This window comes from Streptomyces sp. NPDC052496 (assembly GCF_040679095.1).
In the GTDB taxonomy this organism is placed as follows: domain Bacteria; phylum Actinomycetota; class Actinomycetes; order Streptomycetales; family Streptomycetaceae; genus Streptomyces.
Genome location: NZ_JBFAUH010000023.1, coordinates 12,994 through 37,000 on the forward strand (window position 1 = coordinate 12,994; position 24,007 = coordinate 37,000).

Here is a 24,007-nt window from a genome sequence, read left to right on the forward strand (position 1 = left end):
TCCCTCCTGCAACGGGGCGCCCCTTCCCCGCGACGGGGCGCCGCCCGCTCCTACAGCTGCTCCCCCGGCTCGCCCCCGTACGGCTCCGCGACCGCCGCCGTCGCCTTCAGCGCCAGCCACAGCTCCATCCGTACGTCCGGATCGTCCAGCGAGCGGCCGAGGATCTCCTCCACCCGCCGCATCCGGTAGCGCAGCGTGTGCCGGTGCACGCCCAGGTCGGCGGCGGCCGCGTCCCACTGGCCGTGCCGGGACAGCCAGGCGTGCAGGGAGGCCACCAGATCGCCGCGGCCGGTGGCGTCGTGGTCCCGCAGGGCGCGCAGCAGGCCGTCGGCGAAGGCCCGTACGGCGTCGTCGGCCAGCAGCGGCAGCACCGATCCGGCCGCCACGTCCTCGTGCTCGACCAGCACCCGGCCGCGCCGGCGGGCCACGGACAGCGCCTGTTCGGCCTGGCGGTGGGCGTGCGCGGCGTCCCGCGGCCCGGACGGTGCGGACAGGCCGACGGCCAGCCCTCCGGCGGTCCGCCCGGCCCCGTCCCGCCCCGTGCGCCCGCGTGGCGCCGGTTGCCCGCCGTACCGCGCCTCGGCCACGGCGGCATGCTCGGCGCACGCCTCGACGGCGGCGCCGCCGTCGGCCGCCAGCACGACCAGCCGGGTGCCCTCCGGTACGGCCAGCACCGCCTCGCCGGTACGGGCCGCCGCCGACTCCATGGCGTCGGCGAGCGCGTCCAGGGCGGGCACCGCGTCACCGGACTCCTCGCCGGCCGCGGCCATCGGTTCGGCGACCACGACCCGGAACGGTGCGTCCAAGAGCCCGCCGTACAGCCGGCCCGCGACCGCCCGCGCATGGTCCGGCTCACCGGCCAGCAGCATCCGCAGCACCGCGGCGCCGAGCCGTTGCTCGGCCTCCTGGAGCGCGCGGGAGCGCTCGGTGGTCAGGGTCAGCAGGGCGACGGCGGAGTGCACGGCGAAGCGCTCGGCGGTGCCCAGCGGCGCGCCCGTACCGACCGCGAGGACGCCGCGGGCGCGGCGGCCGGTGCCCAGGGACTGCAGTTCGACGCGGTCGTCGCCCTCGGCGTCGCTGACGACGGAACTGGCGGGGGCCGGGCGCTCGCGCAGCCGCCCCACGTCGCCGCCGAGCCGCGCCGCGCGGCGCGCGGCCCAGTCGGGAGCTGCCGCGACCACCGTGCCGGACGCGTCGTACAGCGCGGCCCACCCCTTGAGGTGCGCGGCGAGGCGGGCCAGCAGCTCGGCCGGTCCCTCGGTGCCGAGGGCGGCCCGGGTCAGCTCGCGCTGGGCCTCGAAGCCCTCGGTCACGGCGCGGTACTGGTCGGCGGCGACCGCGGCGGAGACGGCCTTGCTGATGGCGATGAACGGGGTGCTGCGGGGCACGCCCAGCAGCGGCAGCCCTTCCTCGGCCGCGGCGGTGACCAGCGCGTCCGGCACGTCCTCGTAATTGACGCCGACCGCGAAACCGAGCCCGACGACCCCGGCGCCCGCGACCCGCCGCACATACCTGCGGGCCGTCTCCGGGTCCTCGGCGTCCAGCTTGAGGGCGGTGATGAGCAGCAGCTCGCCGCCTTCCATGTACGGCACCGGGTCGATCAGCTCGCTGGCGTGCGCCCAGCGCACCGGGGTGTCCAGCCGGTCCCCGCCCGCGAGCACCGACAGCTTGAGCGCGGAGTGGTGGGCCAGGGAGGCGAGCGTGTGCGGCATGAGACCTTCGGTGGGGCGTCGGCGGGCGGGCGTGCTGGCGGCGGTCGGGGTCTTCGCCGTCCCGTATGAACGGTCGCTGCCGATTCTGCCTCAGTGGTGGGGTAAGGGGAGGGGTTGAAGCCTATGGATATCCTGGATACATTCTTGATATATCCAGGAGGCGATCGTATGACCAAGATGCTGGTGGACATCGACGACGAGGCGCTGGAGCAGGCGGCCCAGGTTTTCGGCACGAAGACGAAGAAGGACACGGTCAACACTGCCCTGCGTGAGGCGACTCGGCGGATAGCTCGTGCCCGCGCTCTGGAGCGGCTCGGCGAGATGGCCGACCGCGGAGACTTCGACGAGTACATCGACAACAAGACGGCCTACCGTCCGTGACCAGCAGCGCCCTCTACCTGATCGACACTTCCGGGCTGTTCCGGATTCTCGGCAGACCACTTCGTGAGCGGTGGCATCAGCAGATCACCAACGGGATCATCGCGCTGTGCCCGGTCGTGGAACTGGAGTTCCTGTATTCCGCCCGGTCGCTGGCCGATCGCCTGGAGAAGCAGGAACTGCTGCGCGAGCTGTTCTCCTGGGTGCCGATGCCCGAGCAGGTATTCGAGCGGGCACAAAAACTCCAGCAGCAACTCACCGAGTCAGGACTCCACCGCTCCGCCGGCGCCGTCGATCTGCTGGTGGCCGCCACGGCGGAGCGGGAAGGACTCATCGTGCTGCACGACGACCGCGACTACGAAGCCGTGTCGCGGATCACCGGACTGGCCGTGAAGCGGATCGCGAGCCCCGCCACGTCCGACGACTGACCACCCGCCCCTATCCCCGAAGATCCACCAGCACCGGCGGCGCATGCTCCCCCCGTACCGACGTCACCGACAGCACCGCGTGTCCCGGGGGGACGGAGTTGGCCAGGTCGGAGGCGGACCAGCGTTCGCGTTCGACGGTGCGGACGGTGACGGCCTTGGCGGTGGCGGCCTTGCCGGTGACCAGGTGGCGGAAGAGGTGGAACGCCTTCATCGCGGCGCCCTCGGCGATGATCTGCCGGTCGGTCACGTCCCGCGTCTCGACCCACTCCTTGCCCCATACCTCGGCGAACCGCGCCCCGTCCCAGGTCGTCACACCCGCGAACGCCATCCGGCAGCCCACCGCGCCCAGCAGCGCGCTGCGCAGCGTCTCCGGGACGTCGTCGAGGGAGCGCAGGGTCAGCAGCACGCCCGCGTTGGCGGCACGCAGCCGCTGCAGGCCGCGCAACGACTCGGCGGTGACGGTGTGCGCCGCGTCGTCGAGCACCAGGCAGGCGAAGAGCGAGCGGTCGCCGCGGGCGGCCGCGCACTCGGTGAACTGGGCGAGCACCAGCCGGGCCAGGATGCGTGACGCCTCGGCGTGGCCCCGTTCGGGCAGGTCGATGCGGACGCGCAGCGGGCGGTCGAGGGCGCGCAGGGAGAGCTGCTGGTCGCCGCCGCGGGGGTCGAAGCAGTGCACGAAGGCGGGGCGGTCGAGGAGGGCGACGCGGTCGGCGAGGAGGTCGCCGATGTCGCCGGGGCGGCCCGCCTGCCGCGCGCGGGCGTCGAGTTCGCGCAGCAGCGCGTGGGACTCGGTGGTCTTCAGCGCGGTGCGCAGCGCGGTGAGCGCGGTCTCCGCGCCGTCGAGGAGTTCACGCAGTTCCGGTACGGACGGGAAGCGGCCGTGCGCGGCGCGGAACGGTCCGAGCAGCTGACCGAGGGCGGTCGCGGCGCGCCGGCTGTCGCCGCCGGGCAGGGTGGCGGCCAGGTCGCCGACCAGGGCTTCGGCGAGGATGCCGGCCGCCTCGTCGGGGTCGGTGGTGCCGCCGTACAGGTCGAGGTCGTGGTCCGCTCCGGGGGCGCCGATCCGTACGACCACGTCGAACGCGTCGTCGGGGCCGAGCGCGGAGCCGGCCGCGCCGACGGCGACCACGGCGCTCCGCCCGGTCAGCGCCTGGAGGCACATGGCCTCCACCACGGGCCGCACCACGCGGGTGGTCTTGCCGCAGCCGGGCGGGCCGACGGCCAGCAGGGAGGTGCCGAGCAGCGCCGGGTCGAGGGCGAAGCCCGTACCGCGGTGCTGGTGGGGGTTGCGTGGGTGGTCGGTGGCGGTGCCGATGCGTACCTGGTGGGCGAGCAGGTCGTGGTGGGCCGTACGGGCGGGCAGGTCGCGCAGGCCGGAGGGGTGGGCGCAGGCGGCGGCGCCGTGGCGCAGGACGGTGTCGGTGAAGGAGGCGAGGGAGTTGTTGCCGGAGCGCACGGACTGCCAGGCGCGCTCGATGCGGGCCACGTCGACGTCGTTCAGGCGCCCGGCGAAGGTTTCTGCGGCGAGCTTGTCGGCGGCGTCGGGTGCGCCGCCCGTGCGCAGGGCGGGCCACTGGGCGCGGTCCTCCTGCGGCTCCGGTACGGCCTCGGGACCGCGCTCCCGGGCGCGGCGCAGCACCGGCCCCAGGCAGCGCCGCCCCAGTTCCCGCCAGCGTCCGAGGCGCCCGAAGATCACCACGAGGGCGGCCAGGACCAGGGCGTAATACAGGTAGGTCAGCCAGACGAAGATCATCTTGTCGCCGCCGGCCGAGCGCCAGGAGTCGGGCGTGAGCAGCAGCAGCGGGTAGATCCAGTACGGGCCGAGGTAGCCGTTCCACAGCAGGGACCACAGCAGCCAGCCGCACAGGAACGAGATCAGCGCGCCGGTGACGAGCTGCCGGGTCGGCACCCGGTCGGGGGCCTCCTCCGGCTTCGGTACGTGTCCGTACGTCCAGATGCCGGGCGCGGCGGCCCGGCGTGGGGCGCGCAGCCAGCGCAGGAACGTGCCGTCCTCGTGGGCGGCGGGCGGCGCCGGCGGCACCGGCGGCCTGCTGGGGGCCGGCGGGACGGACGGGACCGGTGGTGCCGCTGGGCGGGGCACGGGGCGGTCGGTGCGGGTGTGCGGTGCGTCGTGCTGCGTGCCCTCGGTGTCCATCCGGTGCCCCTCGTCCCCCTTGAGACGTGCGGGCGCGGTGCGGGTACGGCCCGTCCGCGCGCCTGCTGTCCACTGCGTACGCCGCCGCTCAATCTACTGGCCGCACCGCGCCGCTATGTCCGGTGCGGACAACGCAACACGCGCACTTCTCCCGAACGGAACATGCCGACGTCCCGCTCCTCCCCCTAGCCTGCGAGCACAACCCCTTCAGTACGTCCCGTTCCACCCCCAGGAGACTGCCATGACCGAACTGTCCGGAGGCCCCGCCCTCCCCCAGGAGCGTCGCGTCGTCACCGCGATCCCCGGCCCCAAGTCCCAGGAGCTGTGGGCCCGCAAGCAGGCCACGGTGGCCGGTGGTGTAGGGGCGGTGCTGCCCGTCTTCGCCAAGCGCGCGGGCGGCGGCATCCTGGAGGACGTCGACGGCAACTCCTTCATCGACTTCGGCTCCGGCATCGCCGTGACCTCGGTCGGCAACAGCGCGGAGGCCGTGGTGCGCCGCGCCACCGCGCAGCTCGCGGACTTCACCCACACCTGTGTGATGGTCACGCCGTACGAGCCGTACGTGGAGGTCTGCGAGCAGCTCGCCGAGCTGACCCCGGGCGACCACGCCAAGAAGTCGGCGCTGTTCAACTCGGGCGCCGAGGCCGTCGAGAACGCCGTCAAGATCGCCCGCGCGTACACCAAGCGCCAGGCGGTCGTCGTCTTCGACCACGGCTACCACGGCCGGACGAACCTGACGATGGCGCTGACCGCGAAGAACATGCCGTACAAGCACGGCTTCGGCCCGTTCGCGCCCGAGGTCTACCGGGTGCCGCTGGCCTACCCCTACCGCTGGCTGACCGGCCCGGAGAACTGCGCCCAGGAGGCCGCGGACCAGGCCATCTCGCAGATCACCAAGCAGATCGGCGCGGAGAACGTGGCCGCGATCATCATTGAGCCGGTGCTCGGTGAGGGCGGCTTCATCGAGCCGGCCAAGGGCTTCCTGCCCGCCATCGCGCAGTTCGCGAAGGACAACGGCATCGTCTTCGTCGCGGACGAGATCCAGTCCGGCTTCTGCCGTACCGGCCAGTGGTTCGCGTGCGAGGACGAGAACATCGTTCCGGACCTGATCACGACCGCCAAGGGCATCGCGGGCGGCCTGCCGCTGGCCGCCGTCACCGGCCGCGCCGAGATGATGGACGCGGCGCACGCGGGCGGCCTCGGCGGCACCTACGGCGGCAACCCGGTCGCCTGCGCGGCGGCGCTCGGCGCCATCGAGACCATGCGCGAGCTGGACCTGAACGCGAAGGCTCGGCGGATCGGCGAGATCATGAAGCCGCGCCTGGAGGCGATGGCCGAGAAGCACGACATCATCGGCGAGGTCCGCGGCCGGGGCGCGATGATCGCCATCGAGCTGGTGGAGTCCGGTTCCAAGGAGCCGAACCCGAAGGCGACCGCGGCGCTGGCGGCGGCGTGCCACCAGGAGGGCCTGCTGGTGCTGACCACCGGCACGTACGGCAACGTGCTGCGCTTCCTGCCGCCGCTGGTCATCGGCGAGGACCTGCTGAACGAGGGCCTGGACATCATCGAGAGTGCGCTCGCGACGCTGTGACCCGAGGTGACCGGAGGCAGGTCGTGAAGAATGTGTGCGGGGCCCATGGCGGGCAGGTGATCCGGGTGTCCGGCCCCGCTTCCCTGCCGTACGGTTTCTGCAGATGAGAGAAACACCCCGCTCACAGGAGACTGTGAGCGACGCCCGGCCGACGCTTCCCCAGCTGCGGCCAGGCCGTGCCTTGGCGCACGAATCCGGGGCCCCGCGCCCCGGGGATCCTCACCGATCGGACGGCCGCCCGCCCCAGACCCCCCGGGGCGCGCGGCACTCCGGTCAGCGCGGCCGTCTCGGAACCACCCCCCCTGTTCCGAGGCGGCCTGCCTCTGTCTTCCGCCCCCTGCTGTGGGTGGGCGTGCTCTGCGCCGCGCTCTTCGCGGTCCTCGCCTGGCAGGTCGCCGCCGGCGGTCCGCTGCGCGCGTCGGACGAACACCTCGGCCGCGCCGTGGTCCACGGCCCCGTCCCCACGCCCCTGGCGGAATTCTTCGCCGACCTCGGCAACACGGTCGTCGCACTGCCCGTGCTGGCGCTCGCCGCGCTGTACGCGGCCTGGCGCGGACGGCGGACGGCCGCACCACGCTGGTGGCTGCCGCCCCTGGCCGCCGTCGTGACGATGGCCGTGCTGCCCGCGCTGGTGGTGCCCCTGAAGACATGGCTCGCCAGGCCGGGACCGCCGGAGACGGCGGGCGGCGCGCACGGCGGCTTCTTCCCGTCCGGGCATGGGGCGACGGCAGCCGTCGCGTACGGGGCGGTGGCCCTGCTGCTCGCCGCACCGTGGGCCCGCCGCCCGGAACGGCGCACCAGGCCGACGCCGGCCGCCCTCGCAGCCACCGTAGGGCTGCTGAACCTGGCGGTCGGCATCGGCCTGGTGCGCCGCGGCTACCACTGGCCACTGGACGTACTGGCCGGCTGGTGCCTGGCCGGGGTGCTGCTCACGGCTTGCACGGCGGCGTGCGCGTGCTGGGCGGACCGCCCGTACCGGCGGCAGGGCGGTCCGCATCGGGAGCGGGACGGTCAGCTCGCCACGCCGAACAGTTCCGACGCGATGTAGTGGCTCGGGCGCCAGCTCGGGCCCGCCGGAATCCCCACCCGCTCGGCCTCGTGCCGCTTCATCAGCCGGAAGCGGTCGGTGCCGGTCTGCACGACGACGGCGTGCCAGGGCGTGAGCCAGTTGTCCGCCGCCTCCAGCAGCGCGATCCCGAACTTGGCCGAGCCGCAGGCCTGCGGGTGGATGGAGAGCCGTACGCTCCGCCGGTAGTGGTGGGCTATCAGCTCGCCCCATGCCCGGCTGCGCCGCAGGACCCCGTACGCCCGGCTGCGGCACTCGCGCTGCAACTGGGCCTTGGAGCCGGTCCACTCCGCGGTGTCCTCGACCAGGAACCGGATCGTGCCGCGGTAGTGGCTGAGCGCCGGTCCGCCGGCCCGTACCTCCGCCCGCAGTTCCTCGACGCTCTGTGCGTAGTCCTCCTCCAGCAGCGCCCGCTTCTCGTCGTAGCTGCGGCCGTCGTAGACGTGGCCGAGGCCGAAGGTGTCGATGTGCCGCAGGCCGTTGGTCTCGATCATGTCGCGCAGCGCCTTGCCGTACGCGTCGATGTGCGCGTCCGGCACCCGTATCAGGTCGCCGAAGACATGCCCGTCCGAGCAGATCAGCAGCCGGGCGCCGGGCGGGTAGACCGCGCCGATCCCGGCGCACAGGTCGTCCAGGAAACGCAGCGAGAGCAGTTCGCCGAGGTCGGGCAGGTGGCCGACGACCTTGGCGGGGTTGGGCGACTTGCAGGGGAACGCCGGCAGGGTCAGCAGTACCGGCTCCCGGCGGGCCACGAACCCGCGGATCTGGGTGAGCTGTTCGGCGAAGCACTCCTCCGGAAGGTGGTTGTCGTGGCCCCGTACGCCGGCCTGGTCGGCGCCGTCGCCGCCGTCGGCCCGCGTGTCCGCCGGCGCGCCCACGGGGCGACGGTGCGGCAGGAGCAGTTCCAGGATCCGGGCACAGTACTGCTCCGTGCGGGCCGCGTACGCGGCGTCCCCCTCGTCCTCCCCCTGCTCCTGGCCCTCGGCGTGCTGCTCGTAGGTCACGGTCATGCGGTCCCCCGCTCACTGCCCTGCTGGTCGTGGAGGTGGCTGGGCAGTGGGGGGTCGCCCAGGACGTGGACGCGGCGCAGGTGGCGCGGCAGTCCGCGGCGGTAGGGCACCCGGGTGTGCAGCAGGGTGTAGTTGTCCGCGACGACGATGTCGTCCTGCTGCCAGGCGTGCACGTACACGTGCCGCGGGTCGTACGCGGCGTCGCGGATGGCGGCCAGTTCGGCGGCCTCCTCCGCACCGTCCAGCCCGTCGATGTGCACCTCGGGCTGGTTGATGATGTGTTCGCCGTCCGGCACCGGTTCGAGGAACCGCATGACCGGGAATCCGGCGTCGGGGTGCGGTTCGACCAGGGGTGAGACGACGAGTCCGCCGTAGTGGGAGACCTTGGCGTTGCGGTAGCGCAGGGTCAGGCCGCGCCAGCGCTCCAGGGTCTCGGGGTCGGCGTCGGCGAGGACGCGGGTGGTGTCGCAGAAGAGCGTGCCGCCGCCGTCGGCCGCCCCGGGGGCCGCGACGCAGTGGAAGACCTGGAACTCGGGTACGAAGTCGACGTACATCCCGTCCCAGTGCAGCGGCATGAAGCCGGTGTCGAAGACGTGGTCCTCGGGGTCCTGGTGGGCGCGGACGTCGAAGACCGTGCCGAACGGCCACTCCATCACCTCGCCCCAGGTGCGCGCGTAGGCGTCGAGCGCCTCGGGGCCGGCGGGAGCGGTGAATCCCCGCAGGGCGACCAGGTGGTGACGGCGGGCCAGGTCGCGCAGCCACGGTACGGGGACGGCGGTGACCGGGGTGCCGGGCCCGGTCGCGGTGATCAGGACGCCGAAGGGGCCGGGTGCGGCCGTCGTCCAGGGCCGGGTGTCGTCAGGGGCGTCGTCGGTCGGACCGGACGCGTGGACGGCTTGGGACGTCATGGTTCCTCTCCGGAAGGCGGCGCGCCGGACCGGTCGGCCCGTGCGCGGTGACAGCGACAGTACTTGAGAGTTCAAGAACGTGTCATGTCGACGGGAAAGTCGCTGCCGTCCCGACTCTCGCGCCGCCACCGCGCGCGGGAAAGGCGCGCCGTCCGGCCCGAACGGGCCATGGCCCGTTCGGGCCGGACCCGGGCGCTTCTTTCACCCCTCGGCCCGCAGAACACTCGGCACCGAGATACGCCGCCCCTTCGAGGAAACGAGGCCCCGGCATGATCGACCTCTTCCAGCCACAGGCCGGCGACGACGAACTGGCCGCCGTCGCCGAGGTGTTCGCCGACCGATGGCTCGGCCACGGGCCGCGCAGCACGGCCTTCGAGGCCGCCTTCGCCGCCCACCTCGGCACGCGGCCGGAGCAGGTGCTGTTCGTCAACTCGGGTACGGCGGGCCTGTTCCTGGCCACCGAACTGCTGGGGCTCCGGCCCGGCGACGAGGTGGTGCTGCCCTCGCCCAGCTTCGTCGCCGCCGCCAACGCCGTCGTACGGGCCGGCGGCCGCCCGGTCTTCTGCGACGTGGACGCCCGCACCCTCAACCCGTCCGCCGAGGACGTCGAGGCCGCCGTCACCCCCCGCACGAAAGCGGTCGTGGTGCTGCACTACGGCGGCTACCCCGGCGACATCGTGCGGATCGCCGACCGCTGCCGCGCGGCAGGCCTCACCCTGGTCGAGGACTGCGCCTGCTCGGTGGCCTCCCGCGTCGGCGGGCGGGCCGTCGGCACCTTCGGCGACCTGGCGATGTGGAGCTTCGACGCGGCCAAGGTGCTGACCACCGGCGACGGCGGGATGCTGCACGTACGCGACGCCGGGCTCGCCGCCCGGGCGCGCCGGCTGGCGTACCACGGCCTGGTCCGGCCGACCGGACTGGGCTACGCGAAGGTCTCGCACCGCTGGTGGGAGCTGGACGTGCCGGAGCCGGGCCGCCGGGAGATCGGCAACGACCTCACCGCGGCGATCGGCACCGTGCAGCTGCGCAGGCTGCCCGCGTTCATCGCCCGCCGCAAAGAGATCGTCGAGCTGTACGACCGGGAGCTGGCCGGATTCGACGCGGTGCGGCTGCCTCCCGGGCTGCCCGCCGGACACCGGTCCTCGTACTTCTTCTACTGGGTGCAGATGGCCGCCCGGCTGCGCGACCAGGTGGCCTCCGCGCTGTTCCGCGACGGCATCTACACGACCTTCCGCTACGCGCCGCTGCACAAGGTCCCCGCCTTCGGGACCGGCGGCCCGGACCTGCCCGGCGCGGAACAGGCCGCCGAGGAGACGCTGTGCCTGCCGCTGCACCCGGGGCTCACCGACGCCGATGTCCGCACGGTGGCCGGCGCGCTGCGCAAGGCCGTCGAATCGGCGCGCTGACCGTCCGGTACGAGAGAGGGAGAGCCGACCGATGCGCGTCCTGGTGACCACGTCCCACGGAGCGGGGCACGTCTTCCCGCCCATCGCGCTGGCGCAGGCGCTGCGCGCCGCGGGGCACGACGTCCTGTTCGCGACCCCCGGCGCCTCCGGCGAACACGTGGCGCGCGCCGGACTGCACGCCTTCGACTCCGCGCCCCACGCCGACACCGAGGAGATCTTCGGGCGACTGCTGGCCGAACGGCGGATGACGTTCGACCGGTTCCGTACGGACTCGCCCGAGGCCGTCACGCTGGCGGCCGAACTCTTCGCCAGGACCTCCGAGGCCACCGTGGAGCGGACCGTCGAGGTCGCCCGGGCGTGGCGGCCGGACCTCGTCCTGTACACCGAACTCCAGGGCGCGGGGCCGCTGGTGGCGGCCGTGCTCGGGGTGCCTGCGGTCGAGCACAGCATCAGCTGCCACCACTTCCGCCGGATCAGCGACCGGTTCGGCCCGTGGCTGGCCGCCGCGTACCGGCGCCACGGCCTGACCGGACGGCCCCCGGCCGCCGCGACGATCGACACCCGGCCGCCCAGCATCGCCACGTACGACCTGGGCGGCTGGCCCATGCGCGCGCTTCCGTACACCACCGGCGCGGTACTGCCGCCCTGGCTGCTGGGCCGCCCGGCGCGGCCCCGGGTCGCGGTCACCCTCGGCACGCTGCGCCCGCAGCTGAACGGTGTCGGCGAGCTGCGTACCGTGGTCCGGGCGGCCGGCGCGGTGGACGCCGAGTTCGTCCTGGCGCTCGGCGACGCCGACCCCCGCGAACTGGGTGACCTGCCCGCCAACGTACGGGCCGAGGGCTGGCTGCCGCTGACCGCGCTGCTGGCGACCTGCACCGCGATGATCCACCACGGCGGCAACGGCACCACGCTGGCCGGGCTCGGCGCGGGCGTCCGTCACCTGGTGCTGCCGGGCGGCGCCGACGACTTCGAGGTGGCGCGGATCCTGTGCGCACGGGGCGTCGGCATGGTCAGCACCCCGGAGGAGGTCGACGCCGGCCTGCTGCGCCGCCTGCTCGCGGACGAGGACATGCCGGCCGCGGCGGCCGAGGTGCGCGCCGAGACGGCGGCCCTGCCCTCCCCCGCCGCCGTCGTGCCACGGCTGGAGAAGCTGGCGCGGTGACGGCGGGCGGGGCGCCGTGCCTGGTGCGGCCCGGCACCCCGCCCGCACGCCCCGCCCTCACACCACGTGCACCTCCGGGACGTACAGGATCCAGCGCCCGCCCGCGGCCCGGAACGCCTGTTCCCTGGCCATGATCTCCGCCGCGTGGTTCCACGCGAACAGCAGCGCGTGGTCCGGGTAGGGCGCGCCGAAGGCGGCAGGCGGGCGGACCGGGATGCGGGCGCCGGGGGTCAGCCTGCCCTGCTTGGCCGGGGTGGAGTCGCAGACGTACGGGACCAGGTGCGGACCGAGGCCGCAGTAGGTGGTCACCGTGCAGCTCTTGGCCGTGGCCGCGTAGCCGGCGACGGTGCGGCCCGCGGCGCGCAGCTCTTCGAGGAGGGCCACCAGGTCCCTGCGTACCCGGTCCACCCGGTCCGCGAAGGCGGCCAGGACCGCCGGGTCCGTCAGTCCCCGGGCCTCCTCCTCGGCCAGGATGTCCGCGACGGCCGGGGCGGGGGCGCGGCGGCCGGCGCGGGCCAGGGTGTAGCGGAGCTGGCCGCCGTGGACCGGCAGCCGTTCGATGCCGACGAGCCGGAATCCGAACCGTTCGGCCAGGGCCCGTACGGAGGTCGCGGTGAAGTAGCAGCGGTGCTCGTCGTAGAACTGGTCGAAGGCGGTACGCCCGACGATTTCACCGAAGTACGGGTCCTCGAAGACGAAGACGCCGTCGGCCGCCAGGAGTTCGTCCAGGCCCGCGAAGAGTTCCGGCAGGTCGGCGACGTCGCAGACGGTGTTGGCGGCGTACACGACCCGGGCCCGGCCTTCGGTGGCGACGACCTCGCGGGCCGAGGCGGCGGTCAGGAAGGCGCGGTGCACCCGTGCGCCGCCGTAGCCGCAGCGGCCGGACGGTTCGAAGGCGAGGGGGCGCACACCGGCGTCCGCCAGCGTCCGCAGCACGACGCCGTCCGTACAGCCGATCTCGACGGCGAAGGCGGCACGGTGGCCGCGCAGTTCGGTACGGAGCAGGCGCCGCCCCGTCGCGCGGAAGTGCTCGCGCATCGTCGCCGAGCCGGACGAGTGGTACGGGTAGCCCTCGTACGGGCGGCGCTCGTGCGGGACGTCGTCGGTGAGCTGGACGAGGGCGCAGCGCTCGCAGTGCCCGACAGCGAGCCGGTAGCGGAACGCGTCGCACGCCCCGGCCAGGGGCTCGGCGGGGGCCGGGAAGGCCGAGGACAGCGGGTGGTGCCCGAGGTCGAGGAAGGTGTGCAGCGGTGTGCCGCAGATCCGGCAGCTCGGTACGGTCATTCCGGCCTCCCGTCCGGGCCGGCCAGGCTGCGCAGGCAGGTGAGCAGGGTGCGGGCCTGGACGGTCACGTAGTGGCTGTGCCGCAGCAGGGCGCCGAGCTGGCGGGGCGTCACCCACCGGTGGTCGCCCGTGGCCTCGTACGTCCCGGGCCCGTCCACCGCCACGATCAGGTAGCGGTTGAGGGCGTGGTGGAAGCGGCCGCCCTCCTCGGAGAGGAGGGCGTCGAAGAGCACCCGTTCCGGTGGCGCGTTCAGGACCTCGTCCAGGAAGTGCGGGCGGGCCCCGGGCGGCAGCACGTCGTAGTTCTCCGGGGTGCAGCACACGGTCGCGGTCAGCTCGGCCTCGTCCACGCCGCCCGGTTCGGCGGCGGCGTGCACCAGGACGTGCGGCACGCCGTCGACGCGGGTGAGCAGGAAGGCGATGACGCCGGTTCCGCGCGGGCGCAGCATGGGCTGGGTCCAGCGCCGTACCTCCCGGCCGCCGGCGCGCACCTCGACCGCGACGATGTCGAAGAAGCGGCCGCCGTCGTGGCTGACGGCGTACTCGGTGCGGTGCCAGCCCGGCAGTCCGCGCAGCGGTACGGGGCGGGTGCGCAGCCCGGTGCGGCTGCGGACGTCGGTGAGCCAGCGCAGGATCTCCGGCCCGGAGTGCAGCGCGCGGCCCGTGGGCCCCGGCGGCGGGGGCAGGCAGGCCAGCACGCTCCTGGCGTCCATGTTCACCACGTCACCGGCCGCGAGCAGCGCGTGGACCTGGGGCAGTGTCATCCAGCGGTGCCCCGGCAGTACCTCGACGTCCTCCGTCGTGCGCACGATCATGTTGCGGTTGCGTTTGCGGTAGAACCAGGCGCCCTGCTCCGACTGGCGTACGTCCGCGATCAGCCGGCGGGGCGGCGGGTTCCGGAAGTGGCGCAGGTAGGGCACCGGCCGGCCGCCGTGTGCCCGGGTGAAGTTGGAACGGGTGGCCTGGACGGTCGGTGCGAGCTGGAGGCCGCCCGCGTTGCCCGGCTCGGGCTTGGCCTGCACGAGGACGTGCGGCCGGCCGCCGAAGTCCTTGACGAGCAGGCCCAGGATGCCGGTCTCGGGCTGGTCGAGGATGGGTTGCGCCCAGTGCGGTACCGGGCCGTCGGGCGCCGACACGGCCAGGCCCCGGACGGTGAAGAACGCGCCCCGGTCGTGGACGAGATCACCGGTGCGGGCGTCGGTGTGCCAGCCTTCCAGGGCGTCCAGCGCGATGCGCCGGGTCCGGGTGTACGTACGCTCGCCGGTCTCGGCGAACCAGCGGCCGAGGCCGCCGGGCAGGGCGGGAGCCGTGCGGTCCGCCGGGCGGGGGGCCACGGGCGCGACGGACGCGGACGTTACGCGTGCGGAGGTACGCGTCACAGCTCCTCCAGTACGCCGAGCAGCGCGTCGATCACCTTGTCCTGCACGCCGCGCGGCAGCGACGGGTACATCGGCAGCGAGAAGATCTCACCGGCCAGTGCCTCGGTGACGGGCAGCGGTCCCCTGGGGCGGCCCAGGTGGGCGAAACCGGTCATGGTGTGCACGGGCCACGGGTAACTGATGGTGAGTGCGATGTCGTGGCGCTCCTTGAGAGCCCGCAGGATGCGGTCCCGTTCGGGGTGGCGGACGACGTACACGTAGTACACGTGCTCGTTGCCGGGGGCCGTGGCGGGCAGCACCAGGCCGCTGCCGGCCAGCGCCTCCTCGTAGCGCCGGGCCACCGCGCGCCGTGCGGCGATGTAGCGGTCCAGGCGGCGCAGTTTGCGGCGCAGGATCTCGGCGTGCACCTCGTCGAGCCGGCTGTTGTGGCCGGGGGTGCGGACGACGTAGTAGCGCTCCGCCATGCCGTAGTAGCGCAGCCGTCTGAGCGCTGCGTCGACATGCGCGTACGGCGTGAGGACCGCGCCGCCGTCGCCGTACGCGCCGAGGACCTTGGTCGGGTAGAAGGAGAATGCCGCCGCGTCACCGAGGGTTCCCGCGAGGCGGCCGTGGTGCCGCGCGCCGTGCGCCTGCGCGCAGTCTTCCAGCAGGGCCAGGCCGTGCGCCCCGGCGAGGGTCCGCAGGGGTGCCATGTCCACGCACTGTCCGTAGAGGTGCACGGGCAGCAGCGCGCGGGTGCGCTCGGTCACGGCCGCCGCGGCCTGCTCGGTGTCCATCAGGTACGTGCCGGGGTGCACGTCGACGAAGACGGGGACGGCGCCGGCCGCGTCGACGGCCAGCACGGTGGGCGCCGCGGTGTTGGAGACCGTCACCACCTCGTCGCCGGGGCGGATGCCGAGGGCCTGGAGGGCGAGGGTGACGGCGTTGGTGCCGTTGTCGACGCCCACGCAGTGCGCGGTGCCGTGCCAGGCCGCGTACTCGGCCTCGAACCCGCGCACGCTGGCGCCGAGCACCAGTTGCCCGGAGCGGAAGACCGTGTCGACGGCGTCGAGCACGTCCGCCCGTTCCTCCTCGTACTCGGCCAGGTAGTCCCACACTCGGGTGGTCATCGGTGTGCCGCCTCCTTCCACCAGCCGGGGTTGTCGCGGTACCAGGCGACGGTGTCGGCCAGGCCGCGGCCGAAGTCGGTGCGCGGGCGGTGCCCCAGCTCCGCGCGGATCTTGGTCGCGTCGAGCGCGTAGCGCCGGTCGTGGCCCTTGCGGTCGGGCACCCGGCGGACGCTGGACCAGTCGGCGCCGCACAGCCGCAGCAGTTCGCCGGTCAGCGCGAGGTTGGTGCGGGCGGTGCCGTCGCCCACGTGGTAGATCTCGCCGGCCCTGCCGTGGTGGAGGACCCGGTGGAGGGCCCGGCAATGGTCGTCGACGTGCAGCCATTCGCGGACGTTGCCGCCGTCGCCGTACAGGGGCAGTTCGCGGCCCTCCAGGAGGTGGGTCACGAAGCGCGGGACGAGCTTTTCGGGGTGCTGGTACGGCCCGTAGTTGTTGCAGCAGCGGGTGACCGACACGTCCAGGCCGTGGCTGTGGTGGCAGGCCAGCGCGAACAGGTCGGCGGCCGCCTTGGACGCCGCGTACGGGGAACGCGGCGCCACCGGCTGGTCCTCGGTCCACGCGCCGCGCTCGATGGAGCCGTACACCTCGTCGGTGGAGATGTGCACCACCCGGGAGACGCCGGTGCGCAGGCAGGCGTCGAGGAGTGTCTGGGTGCCGAGGACGTTGGTGCGGACGAAGTCGGGTGCGGTGTCCTGGGCGAGTGAACGGTCGACGTGCGACTCGGCCGCGAAGTGCAGGACGGCGTCGTGGCCGGGCAGCAGTGCGAGCAGCAGCGGCAGGTCGCAGATGTCGCCGTGCACGAAGTCCAGGCGGGCGTGCCGGGCGGGCAGGGAGGCCCGGTTCCCGGCGTAGGTGAGCAGGTCCAGCACGGTGACGCGGGTGTCCGCGTCGCCCCGTTCCCCGAAGCCGCCGCCGAGGAGGGTACGGACGTAGTGCGAGCCGATGAACCCGGCGCCGCCGGTGACCAGAAGCCTCACGCGGCCACCTCGATGCGGGTGTCGTCGCCCACCACCAGCCGGTGCCGGCCGTCGCCGGGCCCGATATGGGCGGCGCGGCCGATCAGCGAGCCGTACAGGCCGCCGACCCGGTCGATGGTGACGCCGTCCAGGGTGATGGAGTCCGCCAGTCCGGCCCGGCGCAGCACGCAGTCGCGGCCGAGGGAGGTGTACGGGCCGATGCGGCTGTCCTCGACGACGGTGCCCGCGCCGACCAGCGCCGGGCCCTCGATCCACGAACGGGTCACCCGCGCCCCGGCCTCGACCACGACGGGCCCGGACAGCCGGCTCGCGGCGTCCACGGTGCCCGCCGTCACGGGCCGGACGCCCTCCAGCAGCCTGCGGTTGCACGCGAGGACGTCCTCGACGCGGCCGGTGTCGCGCCAGTAACCGCCGTACTCCCCCGCCCGGACCTCGGCGCCGGCGGTGATCAGCCACTGCACGGCATCGGTGATCTCCAGTTCACCGCGCGGCGCCGGCCCGATCGCGTCCACCGCGCGGTGGATCGCGGCGGTGAAGAAGTAGACGCCGACCAGCGCGAGGTCGCTGCGCGGCCGGTCCGGCTTCTCCGTCACCCGCGTCACCGCGCCGTCGGCCTCCAGTTCGGCGACACCGAACCGGCGCGGGTCGGAAACCTTCTGGACGGCCAGCTGCGCGGCCGGCCGGCGGGCCGCGAATTCCGCCGCGAGGGCGCCGACGCCTTCGGGCAGCATGGTGTCGCCGAGGTACAGCACGAAATCCTCCGCGCCGAGGAATTCCCGGCCGAGGGCCACGCAGTGCGCCAGGCCCAAGGGCTGTTCCTGGCGCAGATAAGTGAGCCGTATGCCGAGGTCCGAACCGTCGCCGAGGGCCGCTGTGATGTGCCGGTCCCGGGCGCCGGTGACGATGCCGATATCCGTGACATCCAGTTCCCGGATGTTTTCCAGGACGTGCCGCAGGACCGGCTTGCCCGCAATCGGGATCAATTGCTTGGGCATCGAGTAAGTGAACGGGCGAAGACGGGTTCCCGTCCCGCCGGACAACACCAGAGCTTTCATGGAAAGGAGTCTCGGACCGGCCGCGGCAGGGGAAAAGACGCGGCCGGTGGACCGAACCGGCCGTGTCCCTTTCGGTCCACGAGCCGGCCCGCGGTGCACCGCCCGTCAGGCGGACGGCGCCGGCAGATAACCCAGCTGGGCGGCGAGCACCCCCGCCTGGAAGCGGCTGCGCGCTTTCATTCCCGTCATCGCGTCGGTGGCGATGCGGCGCGCCGTCCGGGCCGAGACGCCCAGCCGCCGGGCGACGGTGGCGTCCGTGTGGCCCTCGGCGAGCAGCTGCAGCGCGGCCAGGTGCTGCCGGGTGAAGCCGTCCGCGACGCGCCGGGACGGCGGCGGGCCGAGCCGTTCGGCCGCTGCCCACACGGCGTCGAACAGCGTGCTCAGCGCGGTCACGACGCCGGGCACCCGTACGGCGACGGCGGCTTCCGCCGGGCCTTCCCCGCCGGTGAAGACGAGCGCGGCGTGCCGGTCGGCGACGGCCATACGGGTGGGCAGTACGGCGGCGGTACGGACGTCCGCGCCGGCCGACGCCAGCCACTCGGCGTGGGCCACGGCCGCCGGGTCGTGCCGGGCGCTGTCGAGGCAGACGGTGCGTACCCGTACGCCGCGCGCGAGCGGTTCCTCGTACAGCGGCCGAAAAGCGGGAAGTCCGGGAAAGGCACAGGGCTGCCCGGCGGCGAACACCTGCAATTCCTCCTCGGCCAGGGCACCCAGTTCCCTCAGGTGGTCGCCGATCCGGTCGGCGCCCGCCATCCGGAACACTCCGTGATCGGCGGCGGAATGCTGATGCGTGGCGAATTCGGAGACGAGCCGGGCGGCCGCCGCCCGGCTCTCCTCCACGCGCTGCTGCTGCGCGGCGAGTTCGGCCTGCTGCCGGGCGAGCAGGATGTCCATGCCCAGGCGCGGGCTCACCGCGTACAGCCGTCCGGGACGCTCCGCCGAAGGGCGCGCCAGCGCGAGGCCGGTCAGCCGGTCCAGCGACCGCTCGGCCTCCTGTGCGGTCATTCCCGTACGCGCCGCCAATTCGGCCGGTGTGGCGTGCGGTTGCGCCAGCAGGGCGCGGTAGACCGATTCCGTTGCCGGTTCGACGCCCAGCCGTCCCAGAACGTGCTCCGACGTGCGCATGTCGCTCCCCCTGAAATGCGGCACCTGGTCCGGGCGGCGGGCGCCCCACGCGCCCGGCCCGCCGGGGAGCCCCGCGGGCGCCCCACCCGGGACCACGGATCCGGGGGCCCGCAGGACTCAACGCCGGGCCGGGAAAAGCGCGGCTGTGGCCTGTCTCACGGCGCCACCGCCCCGGGTTCCTCACCGGCCCCCGCCGAGTCCCGCGGCGGCCTCGTGCATCGCCAGTTCGAGCACCGCCGGTTCGGTGAGCCGGCCCGTGCCGTCCGGGACGACCAGCCAGCGCACCCCGCCCGTCGCCCGTCCCGGGTACGGCACCACGATCCAGCTGCCGTCACCCGCGCCGCGCACGCCCGTACCGAGCCAGCGCGCCGCCGTACCCGGCGGTACGAAGAATCCCGTACGGGTGTCGCCGAAGTCGGCGAGGACCGGCCCCGGCAGGTCGAGCACACGGGTCAGTACGTCCAGGGTCGGCCGTCCCAGCGCGCCGGGCACGATCAGCACGTCCCAGAGCCTCCCGGCCGGGAGCAGCGCGACCCCGAGGGGGTTGCGCTCCCACTCCCACCGACAGGTGTCCGGGTCCGCTGCCGCCGTCACCAGCCACTCCACTGCGTTCTTGGCCCCCGCGGCGTCCATGTCTCCTCGCTTCCGCGGTCCGCTCGGACCGCTGTCCGCCCGGTGAGAGGCAGCGGAGGCGGCATCCTTACACGGGTTTGCCGGGGTTTTTCACGGAAGACGGAAGCAGTCGGGGGCGCGAGGTGGTGTACGGGGGCACGAGGCGCGCGGTGCGGGCGTGCCCGCAGACTGCGGGAAACAGCCGGGGACGATACGGGCCGGGGAAGGGCCGGAGGCGGGCCGAGGACAGTCCGGAGGCGGGCCGGGGACGGTCCGGAGGCGGGCCGGGGACGGTCCGGAGGCGGGCCGGGAAGGGCCGCTTGCGCGCCAGGCTCCCGGCCCGGGCTCCTCAGCTGTCGAATCCGAGCCCCGCCTTGTCCATCGCGCGCAGCCACAGGTTGCGGCGGCCGCCGTGGGTGTCGGCTCGGGTCATCGACCACTGTGTCAGGCCGATTCCGGCCCAGCGCAGCGGTTCCGGGGGGAACGGCAGTGGCTTCTTGCGGACCATTTCCAGTTCGGTGCGCTCGGTCCGCTCCCCCGCCAGGAGGTCGAGCATGACCTCGGCGCCGAAGCGCGTGGCGCCCACGCCCAGGCCCGTGTATCCGGCGGCGTAGGCGACCCGGCCGGCGTGCGCGGTGCCGAAGAAGGCGGAGAAGCGCGAGCAGGTGTCGATGGCGCCGCCCCATGCGTGCGTGAAGCGCAGGCCTTCCAGTTGGGGGAAGCACTGGAAGAAGTGCCGGGCCAGCTTCTCGTACGTCGCCGGGCGGTGGTCGTACTCGGCGCGGACCGACGCGCCGAAGCGGTACACGGCGTCGTAACCGCCCCACAGGATGCGGTGGTCGGCGGTCAGGCGGAAGTAGTGGAAGTGGTGGTTGCTGTCGGACAGGCCCTGGCGGCCCTGCCAGCCGATGGCGGCCCGCTGGTCGGCGGAGAGCGGCTCGGTCATCAGCGCGTGGTCGTAGACCGGCACGACGTACGGGCGGACACGGCGCACCAGGGACGGGAAGACGTTGGTGCCGAGCGCGACCCGGCGGGCGAAGACCCGGCCGTACGGGGTGCGGGCGGCCATGCCCACGCCGTCGGCGGCCAGGGCGGTGGCGGGCGTGTGCTCGTAGATCCGTACGCCCAGGTCCAGGCAGGCCCGCTTCAGGCCCCATGCGAGACGGGCGGGGTTCAGCATGGCGACGCCCGTACGGTTCCAGAGGCCGGCCAGGAAGGTCGGGGAGTCGACCTCGGCGCGCAGCGCCTCGCGGTCGAGGAAGGTGATGTCCGGCAGGCCCAGCCGGGCGGCCAGCTCGGCGCCCTCCTTCAGTTCGGCGACCTGATGGGGTTCGGTGGCGACATCGATCTCGCCGGTGCGCTCGAAGGCGCAGTCGATGCCGTGGCGGGCGACGGCGTCCTCGATGGCGTCCAGGTTGCGGGCGCCGAGTTGCTCCAGTTTTCCCAGCTCGTCCGGCCAGCGCTCCAGGCCGTTGCCGAGGCCGTGGGTCAGGGAGGCGGCGCAGAAGCCTCCGTTGCGGCCGGACGCGGCCCAGCCGACCTCCTGGCCCTCCACGAGGACGACGTCGCGTGCGGGGTCGCGTTCCTTGGCGATCAGCGCGGTCCACAGGCCGGAGTAGCCGCCGCCGACGACGAGCAGGTCGGTGCGTTCGTCGCCGACGAGGGCGGGGAGGGCGGCGGGGCGGTCGGGGTCGTCCAGCCAGAAGGAGACCGGTGCGGCGTCCGCGAGGGCGTGGGCGGGGGTGCTCATGGCAGCTCGTGCCATGGTTCTCAGCTCCTCTTCCGGCGTCCGGAGAGCAGCTGCCCTCCCAGGACGCAGAGCACGGCGATGAGGAACATCGCCGTTCCGATGACATTGATCTGAACGGGCGTGCCCCGTTGCGCCGATCCCCAGACGAACATGGGGAACGTCACAGTGGAGCCGGCGTTGAAGTTCGTGATGATGAAGTCGTCGAAGGACAGCGCGAAGGAGAGCAGTGCGCCGGCCGCGATGCCGGGTGCCGCGATCGGCAGGGTCACGCGCAGGAACGTCTGTGCGGGGGACGCGTAGAGGTCCTGGGCCGCCTGTTCCAGGCGCGGGTCCATGCTCATCACGCGGGCCTTGACCGCCGTGACGACAAAACTCAGACAGAACATGATGTGCGCGATCAGGATCGTCCAGAACCCGAACCGGATGCCCATGTTGAGGAACAGGGTGGCCAGCGAGGCGGCCATCACCACCTCGGGCATCGCCATCGGCAGGAAGATCAGGGTGTTGACGGCGGGGCGGGCGCGGAAGCGGTAGCGGGCCAGCGCGAAGGCGATCATGGTGCCCAGTACGGTGGCGCCGACCGTCGCCCAGACGGCGATCCGCAGGCTCAGGCCCAGCGATCCGCACAGGTCGGCGACGCCGCACGGGTCGGCCCAGGCGTCCGCCGAGAAGCGCTGCCACGCATAGTTGAAGCGGCCGTTGGGCTTGTTGAAGGAGAAGACCAGGACGACGAGGTTGGGCAGGATCAGGTAGGCGAGCGTACCGAGGCCCGCGAGCACGACGAGGTGGCGGCGCAGCCACCGGAGCACGGCCATCAGACCAGGTCCTCCGTCCCGGACTTACGGATGTAGAACGTGACCATGGCGAGGATGGCCGCCATGAGGATGAAGGAGAGCGCGGCGGCGGTCGGGTAGTCCAGGACGCGCAGGAACTGCGACTGGATGACGTTGCCGATCATCTTCTGGTCGGTGGAGCCGAGCAGTTCGGCGTTGATGTAGTCGCCCGCCGCGGGGATGAAGGTCAGCAGCGTGCCGGCCACCACGCCCGGCATGGACAGCGGGAAGGTCACCCGGCGGAAGGTGGTGACGGGGCGGGCGTACAGGTCGCCGGCGGCCTCATGCAGCCGCGGGTCGATGCGCTCCAGCGAGGTGTACAGCGGCAGCACCATGAACGGCAGGAAGTTGTACGTCAGGCCGCAGACCACCGCCAGCGGCGTGGCCAGCACCCGCTGTCCCTCGGTCAGCCCCAGCCAGCTCGTCACGTCCAGGACGTGCAGCGCGTTCAGGACGCCGACCACGGGGCCGCCGTCCGCCAGGATCGTCTTCCAGGCCAGCGTGCGGATCAGGAAGCTGGTGAAGAACGGGGCGATGACCAGCACCATCACGACGTTGCGCCAGCGGCCCGCCTTGAAGGCGATGAGGTAGGCGAGCGGATAGCCCAGCACCAGGCAGAGCACGGTCGCGGTGGCCGCGTAACCGACGGAGCGCAGGAACTGCGGCCAGTACTCGCCGAGCGCGTCCCCGTAGGTGGCGAAGTGCCAGGTGACCTTGAAGCCCTCTTCGAGGGAGCCGGTCTGGACGGACGTGGACGCCTGGTAGACCAACGGGGCGGCGAAGAAGACGACCAGCCACAGGATGCCGGGAAGCAGCAGCCAGTACGGGACGAGGCGCTTGCGCACGGCGCGCTTGCGGACCTCCGGCACGTCCTCGGAGGCGGGTGGCGGCGGTGCTTCGGTGGTCGTCGTCACGCCGCCTCCTCGGCGGTGTCCGCGCCGGCCTCGATGTCCTGGGAGGCGTCCAGGCCGAAGGTGTGCGCGGGGTTCCAGTGCAGGATGACCTCCGCGCCGGGCACCATGCGCGCGTCGCGTTCGACGTTCTGCTCGTAGACGGCGAGGCGTCCGGCGCCCGGGGACTCGATGACGTACTGCGTGCTGACGCCGAGGAACCCGGCGTGTTCGATACGGCCGGGGAGCCGGTTGCGGCCCTCGGCGATGCCGCCCGCGTCGTCGGCGTGCGTAAGGCTGATCTTCTCCGGCCGGACGCCTGCCAGCACCGTGCCGCCCGCACGGGGCGTGGCGCGACATCGCGCGGCGGGCAGCCGGAGCTTGCTGCCGCCCGCGGTGAGCACCAGGTCGTCGCCGCCGGCCGTCACCACCTCGGCCTCGATGAGGTTGGAGGTGCCCAGGAAGTTGGCGACGAAGGTGGTGCCGGGGTTCTCGTACAGATCGGCGGGGGCGCCGAGCTGCTCGACCCGGCCGCCGTTCATCACCGCGACCGTGTCGGCCATGGTCATGGCCTCCTCCTGGTCGTGGGTGACGTGCACGAAGGTGATGCCGACCTCGGTCTGGATGCGTTTGAGTTCCAGCTGCATCTGGCGGCGCAGCTTGAGGTCGAGGGCGCCCAGCGGCTCGTCCAGGAGGAGCACCCGCGGATGGTTGATCAGGGCACGGGCGACCGCGACGCGCTGCTGCTGGCCGCCGGAGAGCTGCTGCGGTTTACGGCGCGCCATCGGCCCGAGTTCGACCAGGTCGAGCATTTCCTCGACCTGTTTCTTCACGGACTTGATGCCGCGGCGGCGCAGGCCGAACGCGATGTTCTCGAAGATGTCCAGATGCGGGAAGAGCGCGTAGTTCTGGAAGACCGTGTTGACCGGGCGCTTGTACGGGGGCAGCGCGGTCACGTCCTTGCCGTCCAGCTCGACGGTGCCGGCGGACGGGTCCTCCAGGCCCGCGATCATGCGCAGGGTGGTGGTCTTGCCGCAGCCGGAGGCGCCCAGCAGCGCGAAGAAGGAGCCCGCCGGCACCGTCAGGTCGAGCGGGTGGACGGCGGTGAAGGAGCCGTAGGTCTTGCTGATCCCGGAGAGGCGGACGTCGCCGCCGGAGGTCTGTGTCATGGGTGGTC

Annotated in this window: 21 protein-coding genes; 6 read left to right on the forward strand and 15 right to left on the reverse strand. The window is 73.3% G+C overall.

The genetic code is table 11. The annotated features are described in order from the left end of the window. Positions 1 to 50: 50 nt before the first annotated feature. The gene (locus AB0L45_RS27660; protein WP_365844542.1) at positions 51 to 1,712 is read right to left on the reverse strand and encodes a PucR family transcriptional regulator; all 1,662 of its coding nucleotides are present in this window, start codon (positions 1,710 to 1,712) and stop codon (positions 51 to 53) included. 168 nt (positions 1,713 to 1,880) lie between these two features. Here AB0L45_RS27660 and AB0L45_RS27665 point away from each other — a divergent pair, with 168 nt between their 5' ends. Together AB0L45_RS27665 and AB0L45_RS27670 are read left to right on the forward strand one after the other, a co-directional pair. Continuing rightward, positions 1,881 to 2,093, forward strand: coding sequence for a type II toxin-antitoxin system VapB family antitoxin (locus AB0L45_RS27665; protein ID WP_365844544.1), 213 nt, complete (start codon positions 1,881 to 1,883; stop codon positions 2,091 to 2,093). Next, a complete protein-coding gene (locus tag AB0L45_RS27670) occupies positions 2,090 to 2,518 on the forward strand; it encodes a PIN domain nuclease (protein ID WP_365844546.1) in 429 nt (142 codons plus the stop codon). Before AB0L45_RS27665 ends, AB0L45_RS27670 begins: the two co-directional genes overlap by 4 nt. A gap of 10 nt (positions 2,519 to 2,528) precedes the next feature. On the opposite strand, the gene AB0L45_RS27675 is transcribed toward AB0L45_RS27670, so the two are convergent. Then, positions 2,529 to 4,673 (reverse strand): ATP-binding protein, encoded by a 2,145-nt coding sequence (locus tag AB0L45_RS27675; protein WP_365844548.1) that lies wholly within the window; start codon positions 4,671 to 4,673, stop codon positions 2,529 to 2,531. A gap of 241 nt (positions 4,674 to 4,914) precedes the next feature. On the opposite strand from AB0L45_RS27675, the gene gabT reads away from it, so the two are divergent. After that, positions 4,915 to 6,264, forward strand: a complete 1,350-nt coding sequence (gabT, locus tag AB0L45_RS27680) for a 4-aminobutyrate--2-oxoglutarate transaminase (protein ID WP_365844550.1) — start codon at positions 4,915 to 4,917, stop codon at positions 6,262 to 6,264. A gap of 346 nt (positions 6,265 to 6,610) precedes the next feature. Then, positions 6,611 to 7,312 (forward strand): phosphatase PAP2 family protein, encoded by a 702-nt coding sequence (locus AB0L45_RS27685; protein ID WP_365844552.1) that lies wholly within the window; start codon positions 6,611 to 6,613, stop codon positions 7,310 to 7,312. Here the strand turns inward: AB0L45_RS27685 and AB0L45_RS27690 are convergent. Both AB0L45_RS27690 and AB0L45_RS27695 read right to left on the reverse strand, forming a co-directional pair. After that, positions 7,276 to 8,340 (reverse strand): isocyanide synthase family protein, encoded by a 1,065-nt coding sequence (locus tag AB0L45_RS27690; protein WP_365844554.1) that lies wholly within the window; start codon positions 8,338 to 8,340, stop codon positions 7,276 to 7,278. The two genes, AB0L45_RS27685 and AB0L45_RS27690, sit on opposite strands and share 37 nt — an antisense overlap. After that, positions 8,337 to 9,248: a TauD/TfdA family dioxygenase gene (locus tag AB0L45_RS27695; protein WP_365844556.1), complete on the reverse strand. Its 912-nt coding sequence runs from the start codon at positions 9,246 to 9,248 to the stop codon at positions 8,337 to 8,339. The genes AB0L45_RS27690 and AB0L45_RS27695 overlap by 4 nt, the downstream gene beginning before the upstream one ends. Before the next feature lie 269 nt (positions 9,249 to 9,517). Between AB0L45_RS27695 and AB0L45_RS27700 the strand changes: the two genes are divergently transcribed. Then, entirely contained in the window at positions 9,518 to 10,654 is a 1,137-nt protein-coding gene (locus AB0L45_RS27700) for a DegT/DnrJ/EryC1/StrS family aminotransferase (RefSeq protein WP_365844558.1), read from the forward strand. A 31-nt stretch (positions 10,655 to 10,685) separates the two neighbouring features. Continuing rightward, complete coding sequence (locus AB0L45_RS27705) at positions 10,686 to 11,816, forward strand: nucleotide disphospho-sugar-binding domain-containing protein (protein WP_365844560.1); 1,131 nt, start codon at positions 10,686 to 10,688, stop codon at positions 11,814 to 11,816. A 57-nt stretch (positions 11,817 to 11,873) separates the two neighbouring features. Here AB0L45_RS27705 and AB0L45_RS27710 read toward each other — a convergent pair whose 3' ends face one another. From AB0L45_RS27710 to AB0L45_RS27760, 11 genes are all read right to left on the reverse strand, one after another. Further along, positions 11,874 to 13,100: a class I SAM-dependent methyltransferase gene (locus AB0L45_RS27710; RefSeq protein ID WP_365844562.1), complete on the reverse strand. Its 1,227-nt coding sequence runs from the start codon at positions 13,098 to 13,100 to the stop codon at positions 11,874 to 11,876. Next, positions 13,097 to 14,434 carry an NDP-hexose 2,3-dehydratase family protein gene (locus AB0L45_RS27715; protein WP_365844564.1) on the reverse strand — a complete coding sequence of 446 codons (1,338 nt, stop codon included), beginning with the start codon at positions 14,432 to 14,434 and terminating at the stop codon, positions 13,097 to 13,099. The genes AB0L45_RS27710 and AB0L45_RS27715 overlap by 4 nt, the downstream gene beginning before the upstream one ends. A gap of 41 nt (positions 14,435 to 14,475) precedes the next feature. Further along, positions 14,476 to 15,588: a DegT/DnrJ/EryC1/StrS family aminotransferase gene (locus AB0L45_RS27720; protein WP_365844566.1), complete on the reverse strand. Its 1,113-nt coding sequence runs from the start codon at positions 15,586 to 15,588 to the stop codon at positions 14,476 to 14,478. Further along, the gene (gene rfbB / locus AB0L45_RS27725) at positions 15,585 to 16,565 is read right to left on the reverse strand and encodes a dTDP-glucose 4,6-dehydratase (protein WP_365844568.1); all 981 of its coding nucleotides are present in this window, start codon (positions 16,563 to 16,565) and stop codon (positions 15,585 to 15,587) included. Before rfbB ends, AB0L45_RS27720 begins: the two co-directional genes overlap by 4 nt. Then, positions 16,562 to 17,620 carry a glucose-1-phosphate thymidylyltransferase gene (locus AB0L45_RS27730; protein WP_365844570.1) on the reverse strand — a complete coding sequence of 353 codons (1,059 nt, stop codon included), beginning with the start codon at positions 17,618 to 17,620 and terminating at the stop codon, positions 16,562 to 16,564. Before AB0L45_RS27730 ends, rfbB begins: the two co-directional genes overlap by 4 nt. 105 nt (positions 17,621 to 17,725) lie before the next feature. Then, a complete protein-coding gene (locus tag AB0L45_RS27735) occupies positions 17,726 to 18,745 on the reverse strand; it encodes a helix-turn-helix domain-containing protein (protein ID WP_365844572.1) in 1,020 nt (339 codons plus the stop codon). A 180-nt stretch (positions 18,746 to 18,925) separates the two neighbouring features. After that, complete coding sequence (locus AB0L45_RS27740; RefSeq protein ID WP_365844574.1) at positions 18,926 to 19,378, reverse strand: hypothetical protein; 453 nt, start codon at positions 19,376 to 19,378, stop codon at positions 18,926 to 18,928. 328 nt (positions 19,379 to 19,706) lie between these two features. After that, positions 19,707 to 21,122 (reverse strand): FAD-dependent oxidoreductase, encoded by a 1,416-nt coding sequence (locus AB0L45_RS27745; protein WP_365844576.1) that lies wholly within the window; start codon positions 21,120 to 21,122, stop codon positions 19,707 to 19,709. Positions 21,123 to 21,127: 5 nt separating this feature from the next. Then, on the reverse strand, positions 21,128 to 21,922 hold the full coding sequence (locus AB0L45_RS27750; protein WP_365844578.1) for an ABC transporter permease: 795 nt from the start codon (positions 21,920 to 21,922) through the stop codon (positions 21,128 to 21,130). Continuing rightward, a complete protein-coding gene (locus AB0L45_RS27755) occupies positions 21,922 to 22,854 on the reverse strand; it encodes an ABC transporter permease (RefSeq protein WP_365844580.1) in 933 nt (310 codons plus the stop codon). The genes AB0L45_RS27750 and AB0L45_RS27755 overlap by 1 nt, the downstream gene beginning before the upstream one ends. Further along, a complete protein-coding gene (locus AB0L45_RS27760) occupies positions 22,851 to 23,999 on the reverse strand; it encodes an ABC transporter ATP-binding protein (RefSeq protein WP_365844582.1) in 1,149 nt (382 codons plus the stop codon). Before AB0L45_RS27760 ends, AB0L45_RS27755 begins: the two co-directional genes overlap by 4 nt. Between the last annotated feature and the right edge of the window lie 8 nt (positions 24,000 to 24,007).